This window comes from Gemmiger formicilis, assembly GCF_018784445.1.
Taxonomy (GTDB): domain Bacteria; phylum Bacillota; class Clostridia; order Oscillospirales; family Ruminococcaceae; genus Gemmiger.
In genome coordinates, this window is record NZ_WQOH01000100.1 from 163,199 (window position 1) to 172,725 (window position 9,527).

General features: G+C 51.0%; 8 protein-coding genes and 2 pseudogenes. All 10 read right to left on the reverse strand.

Translation table 11 applies throughout. The features are described from left to right. Window positions 1-124: 124 nt before the first annotated feature. Window positions 125-1,288, reverse strand: a complete 1,164-nt coding sequence (locus GPK89_RS16070; RefSeq protein WP_215694681.1) for a CD1107 family mobile element protein — start codon at window positions 1,286-1,288, stop codon at window positions 125-127. Then, window positions 1,285-1,536, reverse strand: a complete 252-nt coding sequence (locus tag GPK89_RS16075) for a DUF4315 family protein (protein WP_013274293.1) — start codon at window positions 1,534-1,536, stop codon at window positions 1,285-1,287. Before GPK89_RS16075 ends, GPK89_RS16070 begins: the two co-directional genes overlap by 4 nt. A gap of 35 nt (window positions 1,537-1,571) precedes the next feature. Then, on the reverse strand, window positions 1,572-3,341 hold the full coding sequence (locus GPK89_RS16080) for a C40 family peptidase (protein WP_215694682.1): 1,770 nt from the start codon (window positions 3,339-3,341) through the stop codon (window positions 1,572-1,574). A 3-nt stretch (window positions 3,342-3,344) separates the two neighbouring features. Continuing rightward, window positions 3,345-5,732, reverse strand: a complete 2,388-nt coding sequence (locus GPK89_RS16085; protein ID WP_117963970.1) for a VirB4-like conjugal transfer ATPase, CD1110 family — start codon at window positions 5,730-5,732, stop codon at window positions 3,345-3,347. Window positions 5,733-5,751: 19 nt separating this feature from the next. Next, the gene (locus GPK89_RS16090) at window positions 5,752-6,144 is read right to left on the reverse strand and encodes a PrgI family protein (RefSeq protein WP_002576402.1); all 393 of its coding nucleotides are present in this window, start codon (window positions 6,142-6,144) and stop codon (window positions 5,752-5,754) included. Between the two features lie 17 nt (window positions 6,145-6,161). After that, window positions 6,162-7,028 carry a VirB6/TrbL-like conjugal transfer protein, CD1112 family gene (locus tag GPK89_RS16095; RefSeq protein ID WP_005929916.1) on the reverse strand — a complete coding sequence of 289 codons (867 nt, stop codon included), beginning with the start codon at window positions 7,026-7,028 and terminating at the stop codon, window positions 6,162-6,164. A 306-nt stretch (window positions 7,029-7,334) separates the two neighbouring features. Beyond that, window positions 7,335-7,550 (reverse strand): Maff2 family mobile element protein, encoded by a 216-nt coding sequence (locus GPK89_RS16100; protein ID WP_002576404.1) that lies wholly within the window; start codon window positions 7,548-7,550, stop codon window positions 7,335-7,337. Window positions 7,551-7,758: 208 nt separating this feature from the next. Then, window positions 7,759-8,571, reverse strand: a pseudogene (locus tag GPK89_RS16105) (VirD4-like conjugal transfer protein, CD1115 family); the annotation flags it as partial. Window positions 8,572-8,601: 30 nt separating this feature from the next. Beyond that, window positions 8,602-8,790, reverse strand: coding sequence for a transposon-encoded TnpW family protein (locus GPK89_RS16110; protein WP_195308984.1), 189 nt, complete (start codon window positions 8,788-8,790; stop codon window positions 8,602-8,604). A 252-nt stretch (window positions 8,791-9,042) separates the two neighbouring features. Further along, a pseudogene (locus tag GPK89_RS16115) lies at window positions 9,043-9,527 on the reverse strand (virulence-associated E family protein); the annotation flags it as partial.

Sequence of the window (9,527 nt, forward strand, 5' to 3'; positions counted from 1 at the left end):
CTATTTTATCAGATATCGCCTACAGATTCCATAGCTTCATGGCTCAAAATAGTTCATCCACAAACCATTTGGCTATGTAAAAGGGACGGCTTCTCAGCCGCCCCACCGGTCAACGCTGCGTTAATCAGACAGGTTCATCGTCCGATTCTGCTTCGTAATCCTCGTTGACATCCACTTCTTCGCCCTCGTCACCATCATCCTCCGGCAGCTGGAGTACGTCTTCATCCTCATCGTGATAATCCGCATCCGGGTCCGACTGATTTTTCTTGGACGCAGGCTTTACGCCCTTCATCTTAACATAAAGATAACCGCCGACACCGGCTGCACCGATCACAAACAGAAGCAGCATAATCATCGGGAGCGGGGAAGCTTTCTTCTGCTCGCCCTCTGTTTTTTGCTCTTCCGGTGCAGGTTCCGTCTCCTGCGGCTTTTCGGTTTCCGCAGGTTCCGTGACTTCCGGTTCCTTCTCCTGATACTTGGCGGCTTCCTCTTCATCCATCAGAGCAAGCAGATCGGCCTCATCCACCATATTCAGGAAATGCACATTCTGGTTGCCGTCTTTATCGCGGTCGATAATCAGATAGAAGGTGTTGCCCGCCTTTGTCACCAGCGTGATGAACTGCTGGCTGGATTTATCTTCTTCCTCACCGATATCATCCACCAGCGTCATATTACCTTCCGGAGTCAAAGCTGCACTGGATTCCTTCTCATCCTCGGATGACATTCCGCCCTGCATCAGATCCAGAAACAGCTTCAGAGCATCTTCACTGAACATGCTGCTGTCTTTTGCGGAATCCGTGACATTCAGGTACTTTCCATGTGCATACCCGGTTTTGCCGTTGAAGTTCACCTTATACCAGTCACCGCATTTTTCGACAATCTCCACCGTATCGCCGGAATGCAGATATCCGATAATCTCCTGATCCATGCCGGGACCGGAACGGAAATGCAGGCTGGTGATACCCGGCACCACCGTACCCATCTGCTTTTGGGACTTTTCGCTGCCGATGTTGTATTCCTTGCCGCCCACCGTAACGATCAGGTTCCCATTCGCATCCGTAGAGACCTCATAGCCATCCGGCAGCACCTGCATGTCCGGGTCGATTTCGATGCTGTCGGTATTGTCCGTTTTCCCTGCATTTGCGCTTTCTGCTGCATCCGCTTCCTGCGCAGCGGTACTGACAGATGTGTTCTTCTGCACATCATCGCCCGTATAGGCAAACGCAGTAGTCGTAAAGGTTCCTGCCGCCATCACGCTGGCAAGCAGCATTGCCATCATCTTTTTCATTCCATATCCTCCGTTTCTTTCTCATCCAGTTTCAGGTTCTCCGGGTTGGGAACCGCAGCCTGCGCCATCTGAATGATGACTGCCAGCTGTTCCGGGGTCAGGCTCTGGGCATGTACCATTTCACAGATTTCGCTGTTTTCCTGTTCGTGGTACTTTCTGTCCCATTCCTTTCTGCGCTCCTCCCACTCATCGCGTTTTCTGCGGGCTTTCTCCCGCTCCGCAGCAATCTTTTCCAGTTTCAAGCTCATATCGTTTCCTTTCCGGGCGAATAAACGCCCTGTTTTTATCGAATTCTTCCCATGCAGTAATAGTGCTGCCGCCAGTAGCTCGTCTCAATGGAAGCATAGGAAATTGGGTTGCCGCAGTGGATCATCATCCCGTTGCCGACATAAATGCCCACATGGGACGCTCCGCTGGTGTTGTAGGTTTTCTGGAAGAAGATCAGGTCTCCGGGCTTTGCTTCACTCTTCGGGATAATGTCACATTTCCCAATCAGACCGTTGGCCGTCTGCCTGCCTACATTCCAGCCATTTCCGCAGTGGTTGATGACCCAGCTGACAAAGCCGGAACAGTCAAAACTGGTACTCGGCGAGCTGCCGCCCCAGACATAGGGATAACCGAGATATTTCTCTGCTTCGGTAATCATCTTCCGGAATTTTTCATCCGTCAGAGCTTCGCCCGGAATGTCGTAATCCTGATATTCTCCGCTGAAACCTGCGCCATCCGGCGTTGCAAAGGCAATGCCTGCAAACAGGTCATCCCGATTGCCTCGGCACTCCAATGTGACTTCGTAGCGTTGCAGCTGGTCATCTGTAAGGCCGGAATTTCTGGCAACATAGTCCACACCCCGATTGAGCAGCGTTACATTGAGGATTTTATACTCATACTGTACCGTTACCTGATAGGTGTAGGTGTGTCCGGTTCCGGTGAGCGGATTGTAGCGATAGCCCACACGGGTTTCTTTCCTCGTCCGGATTTCCACCTTTTCCTCCAGCTTCAGCTCATACTGCGCTTCAAAAATACTCTGGAGCCGCGCCTGCACCTGGCTTCTCGTGTAGTTTTCAAATTCTACGGTTAGCAGAGAAGCAAGCTCATAGGGATTGTGACCAATCTCTGCCAGATTGTAGCGATACTCGTCATAGCCCGGATGGTCGGTTTCAATGCGGTCGATTTGTTTGCGAAGTTTATCTTCCAGCTTGGTATAATCCGTCTCCACGCCTTTCAAATCTTCATCTTCCGCTGTGTAGGAAGTCCCCAGCACCACATTGCCGCCGCCATTGATCAAGACAGAGCAGGACGATACCGACCCGGCAATCACCAAAACAAGCAGTCCCACGGCCGCGATACCGATGATGATATACGAGTGGCTCTGCACAAACTGAAACGCCTTTTCCGTCATGCTGGCAGTACCCTGCGCAGCTTTGGCTGTGCCAGCTGCTGTGTTCTCCGCAGCGGCCGCACCTGCCTTCGCAGCGGCATACTCTTTTTTGATGGCCTGCTTCTGCCGCCATCTGGAAAAGAAATTGGAGGCAGCCTGCGGATCAGACTTCATACGTTCCGTAAAGATGGAATCTACGGCATCTTTATCTGCCTTTTTCTCCAACCGCTCCAGCTTTTTGTACTTCCGCAGCTTTCGACCATATTGGAACCGGGAACCAGCGCGGGCTGCTCCTTCCGCTGAACCTTCGGTAAAATGCGCTGCCTCCACGCCGGAATTATTATCCTGGTCGGCATTGCGCACACTCTGATGCGCTTTGGCTGAAAGTGCATCTGCCGCAAGATTCCCCGGCTTCTTTGGCTTTTCGCCTTTTTTCCTGGGAGCCGCTGCATTCCTCTTTGCCTTTACATCCTGCTCCGATTTCAGCTTCTTACTGCGCATCTTGACAAGATCGGCCTCGTGACGAATCTGCCTGCGGTGTTCCGCTTTTTTCTTGCTGCTGTCTCCCGTACTGCTATCGGCAGTTTTGTTTCTGGAATCGCGAAGGGTGTTCTCCGCACCCTCGCGCTCCTGCCTCAGCTTGTCTCCGAGATTCGGATTTTTCTTGCCAGCCATCGCTTACGCCTCCTTCGCTTCCTGCACTTCGGTTAATTTTGTCGTCATAATCCGGTACAGTTCCAGATCGGTCGGGAAACGATCAACGAACGGCAAAATCACATTTCCGTAGAACAGCAGTCCTTCACCTTCGCCGGAGTGGGTCACATAGGACAGCTGGTGCGGGCTGATATTCAGCTGATCCGCCAGAATCTGACGGTCACCGGCTGCCTGATTCAGCATATAAATGAAGTCGCTGTTTTCAAAAATGTTCGTCACTTCGCGGGAAGAAAGCAGGTCTTTCACATTCTGGGTGATGCCGGTGGGAATACCGCCCCATTTACGAAATCGCTTCCAGATTTCCACGCTGTAGGCCGCTGTCTGCTCTTCTTTCAAAAGTAGATGGAACTCGTCCATATAGTAGCGGGTGGCTTTACCGGCATTACGGTTGGCGGTCACTCGCCCCCAGACCTGATCCTGCACCACCAGCATCCCGATCTTTTTCAGCTGCTTGCCCAGCTCCTTGATGTCATAGCAGACCAGCCGGTTATTGATATCTACATTGGTGCGGTGGTTAAACAGGTTCAGCGAACCGGTCACATAGATTTCCAGTGCCGTTGCCACATGGTGTGCTTCCTTTTCATCCTGCCGGAGCAGTGCCTCGTACAAGTCCTGCAACACCGGCATGTTCTCCGGCACCGGATTCTCAAAATAGGTCTGGTAAATCTGATGAACGCAGCGGTCGATGACCGTCTTTTCTACCGGCTGCAAGCCTTCCTTGCCGCCCACGATCAGCTCGCACAGAGACAGGATGAAATCTGCTTTCAGGGCAATCGGATTATCCTCTTCTGAATAATTCGCATTGATGTCCATCGGATTGATATACTGCGTGCTGGAAGGGCTGATTTTAATGACCTGCCCCTCAAATTTCTGCACCAGTGCCGTATACTCGGCTTCCGGATCGCACACGATTACATCGTCATCCGTCACCAGGAACGCATTGGCGATTTCTCTCTTGGCAGAAAAGGATTTACCGGAACCGGGGGTACCCAGAATCAGCCCGTTGGGATTCTTGAGCTTTTTCCGGTCAACCATAATCAGGTTGTTGGACAAAGCATTCAGCCCATAGTACAGAGCTTCTTTCCCGGTCTGAAACAGTTCCTGGGTAGTAAACGGCACGAAAATTGCCGTGCTGCTGGTAGTCATGCTGCGCTGAATCTCAATCAGGTTCTGTGCCAGCGGCAGGCAGCTCATCAGCCCCTGCTCCTGCTGAAAGTCCAGACGGCGCAGGTTGCAGTTGTACTTCTGTGCGATGCTGGAAGCCTGAAACACATTGGTTTCCAGCTCCTGCTCCGTCTCGCCGGTGTTCATCACCAGAAAGGTCAGCAGGAACATACGCTCATTCTGGCTCTGCAACTCCTTCAGCAGTGCCTTTGCGTCCTTACCGTAAGTTGCCAAATCTGACGGAATGATGTCCATATCGTAACCGGAACGGACAGCTTTCTTCTGTTCCTCAATCTTGGAACGATCCAGCTCCGTAATGGTGTGCTTAATGGACTTGATTGCTTTGTTCTGGTCTACCGACTGAATGTGCATGGTCACAATCTGGCTGGATTCCATATCCAGAAAATCTTTCAGCAGCTGGTCCGACAGGTCGGAAGCCGTGATCTGGAGATAGGACATGGAGCCATACATCCCGCCCATCTGAAAAATGCGGTTCTTCGGAAAGGCAAACCCGGTCGGTGCAATAAAGTCCTTTACCGACAGTCCGCTCTCCGGCAACCACTTCCAATCGAAATTAAATCGGTCATGGTCACCCATGTGGAACATATCGTGCATCAGATGAAGCCGTTCCTTGCCGTTCAGCAATTTTGCCCGGACACCCAAGCGTTTGAAGTTGTTCATCAGGTCGATCTCGATGTGGATAAGCCTCGGCTTTGCCTGTTTCATGGATTCCGCCTCAATGCCAAACGTCAGATACTTCGTCTTGGTCAGGCCGTTGTTACCTTGGGCAAGCTGGCGACGCAGCATGGTGCTGTACTCCGTGCGCACCGGATTGAAATGATCCTTCTGGTACGGGATGCGCACCATCTTCTCAAAATTCGAGGCATCCGTAGCCATATTCATAAAAGAAAGCTCAAAGCGGATGCTGGAATCAAAGAAGTTCAGGAAGCTGCACCATTCCTCAAAGATAGCCGTCTGATCTTCCTGCTGCGCCAGCTGGTAATTGATGTCCTGAAACTGAATGGTTTTGGTGTAGTAATTGTCCGTCACACGGCAAATACCGTCCGGGAACATCCGCTGAAAAGGAATGCTCTCCTGTGCCGAGTGCGGAACCGTGCGGTCACCCCTTGCACGATCAATCACCGTCTGCACCTGTTTTTGCTCTGCGGCTGACAGATGAGACGGCATTCGGATGTCATCCTGCTTTTTATTCTTCGCTGTCAGCTTTTCGAGAATTTTGAACAATGCGATTTACCTCCATTTCCACGTCTGCCTGCTGAACCAGCAGTGCATAGTAATTTTTCGTTTTGTAAGGCCGCGTTTTCGGCCTCTTGAACTTCGCCTCATAGAAATGCTTTGCCACCACTTCCAGCGGCTGACCGTCTTTCTCGTACATGGCAAGAAAGAAGAGCGGCAGCATCACTGCCATCATGCCAAGTGCAGCAAGGCTCAGATTTCCGCTGGATTTGAGCAAAAAGAAAACCGGAACGCCAATCAGCGCACCGGCTCCGAAGCAGAGAATCTGCCGTTTGGTCAGGTTCATAAAGACCTTGGTCTTGACCTTTGAAAGGTCTCGCGGCACAGAAATATAAGATGCCATGAATCATTCCTCCTCTCTTAGTGCGCTGCAAACACGGATTTCGCGAGGCTTCCCGTCTTAAACAGCGTAAATGCCAGCAAAACCGTATAGCCCAAAACGCCCCAAATGCTGCTGATGATGTTATCCGAAAAGGACAGGTTCTGAATCAGAACTGCATAGATGCCTACACAGATCATGATAAGAAAGCCCTGGAATCCCAGTGCAAACAGGGAGCGCAGATAGTTTTGACCGGTATGGCTCTGCTCATGGTTTCCAAAGGTTGCGAACGGAATCGGCGCAAGGCTCACCATGAGATATATTTCCACCATTCGGCCATACACGATGACAAAGATGATAGCCGACAACGCCAGCATCGTGACCTGAACCACAAAGGTCTGCAAATACAGTCCCAGCAGCGGTCCTAAGTCCATGCCTTCCAGCGTGGCCTGCATTGCTGTCAGGGTCGCATCGCTGACGGACGTACTGCCGGAAATCAGCCCGCCGCTTCGGGAGATCACTTGCTGCGCCACATCAAAGACAGCCATCGTGATATTGAATGTGTTCGAGATCAGGGTCACTGCCAGAAAGGTCTTAAAGACCCATTTGAAAAATGTCCATGTCTCGAAATTTGCCAGATTGTTATGCTCAATGAGCATCTGGATCAGCTCATAACAGGCGATGAAAGTCAGCACCATTCCGGCAATGGGCAGGATCACGGATTCCGAGATGTTGCGGATCATAGAAAAAACAGCAGGTGAAAAGTTCGCCGGTGTGGTTCCCACATCGCCTGCGATCTGTCCAACCTGCTGGTTGACCGAATCGAACATCCCTGAAAGATTTCCCATGATACCGCTGATGATCATGCTCTTGAGCCAATCTGTGATCTGTTCAAGGATACTCTGCATGAGCCGCCTCCTTCCTTACGCAAACACGCCGAACAGCTTCGCCATCCGGGACAGAAGCATGAACAGCTGAGAGAAAAGAGACAGTGCCGATGCAGTTGTAGTAAGAAACGCCATAGATTTGTCCTCCTGTAACTTGTCCGGCCTATCCGCCGGTGCGATTCTAAACTGCGGTTCTGCGCCATACTTCCAACATGTGCACCTGCCAGAGAGCGCAGAAAATAGCCAGCTGCGGAGATTGCCTGCACCTGACTATGTAACAGGCAGCTTTCGCCGCCCGGCCGGAATCTTCGCTCCGACAGCTTTTGCTTAACCGAACAGACCGGAAAGCAGCGGCACCAGAGTCGTACCGATCAGTGCCACGCCGCCGCCAGCCATCAGCTGTTTCATACCCTGGGATTTGGCACCGGGGTTGTCGTTGCCGTAGCCCTCCAGCAGGTTGATGGCTCCCCAGATGCCGAGACCGGCACCCAGTGCGATGACAAGAGTCTGAAGAACGGTTACTGCGCTGTTGAAAAATGCCATAAATGTGTACCTCCTTGTACGATGCGCCCTTGCGGGCTAATGAATAGTGATTTTCCATCTGCATGTGCACCTGCAAATGGGCAAACATATAGCCAGGTCTCCAATCCCAATCAGAAACCTGGCTATGTAAAGAGGCGGCAGCTCGCCGCCCCTTATCTTATTCTGTTACCAGCAGCGTACCCATGACATCTTCGTCACCGGAACAAACTTATTTGGCATGATCTGCATCAACTACTTCGTACTTATCACCGGGCTTGAGCTTCAGCCGATGATCGAGAAACGTCTCGATGCTGAACGTGTTTTTCTTATCAGCACCGGCAGTGAGCTTGTAGTTCGGATGCTGGGTCAGATCGTATTTATCTGACTTGAACGGTCTGACACCGCGCAGCTGCAAAATGCACTTTCCGCCATCCAGCACAGCCAGTTCATCCACCGAAGCCAGGTCATGCCCAACCTTTTGGTAATTGGTGCCGTAAGATGGGCTGTTGCCTCTGGTATCGGAAGTGTTGTACAGATCAATCGTTTCTTTTCCCAATGCCTGATTCAGCTCTTTCAGCGTAGTCGGCTCCGAACCGCCAAGGAAAATACGAGAATCCATATTGCCGATGATGGTATCGGCATTGTCCTTGTAGATTGCCTTCAACTGGCTCTGTGCCTGAAGTACCAGACATGCCGAGATTTCTCTTGATCGGATGGTGGCTACCAGCTTTTCCAGATTTGGAATCTGACCAATGTTCGCACACTCATCAATCAGGCAGCGCACATGCACCGGCAATCTGCCCCCGTAAATATCATCCGCTTTCTCGCACAGCAGGTTAAACAGCTGTGTATAGATCATCGAAATCAGGAAATTAAAAGTCGGGTCTGTATCGCTCATAATGAGGAACAGAGCCGTTTTCTTATCTCCCACCGTATCCAGCGACAGCTCATCGTACATGGTGATATCGCGGACTTCCTCAATATCGAAGGGAGCCAGACGTGCACCGCAGCTCACCAGAATCGACTTTAAGGTCTTGCCAGAGACGAAAAGTCAAGGACTTTTTCATCAAATTCACAAACAAGTTACATTTTGCTGAATCTCGTTGCGAAGCAGTCGCTTGATTTTGTCCTCCATCGTCTCTCTGGCGTTCTCGTTGAAGTGGACACGGACAATATAGGTCGTGCCGTTTATCTGCTTTCTGACGGTGGGTGCGGTGTGCTGTGCGGTGGTCTGTGCTGCTGTGTTTCTGTTTTCTGTCATTCAATACCTCCTATGAATGAAAAATGCCCGACAAGGAAAGGCTGACAACGAAGTCCTGACAACGGACATTGAAAAACCTTTTATCTTATCGGGCGGCTCTTATTACTTACTATTTACTTTTTCTTTGAAATCTTGGTTGTCATGGTTGTCAGAGAGAGAAAAGTCCAGTCTGGACAAGGCTTTTTCGGATTTTGCCCGACAACGGGATTGACAACCGGCTCGGCAACAAGCCGACAACAGGATAGCAATTTTCTATCGCCATCCCTCCGGCAGCTCCATCTGTTTAAGCTCCGCATCGGAGAGAGGAATAAATTTTCCGTCCCCGTTGTCAGCTTCTCCGTTGTCGGGCAACTCACGCTCCCAACCTTTCTGACGAAGATACGGCTTCGGAAAGTGTCTCGGATTGCTGAAAGACTTCCAACCTTTGACAACATTGTTCATAATGTCGTTTATCTCTCGCAGTTCCCATTGCTTCGGCTCGTCATACTCATGCCCCAATGCTTCTCGGTAAAGCTGTTTGGAGCAGACCGCATTTCCTTTGTAGCTGTCCAGATAATCAAGTATCTGTCCGGCTTTGGTGTCCTCCGGCATAAACTCCCTTTGATGGGCTTTCAGATACTCATTCATTGTCGGGCTAAACCGCAGCTTGAAGTCTCCGCTTCGGTAGATCGCCATTGCTTCTGCCCACATCTGATGAATGTAGGCTCTGGATTCTTCCTCATTGTCGAGGATATGCA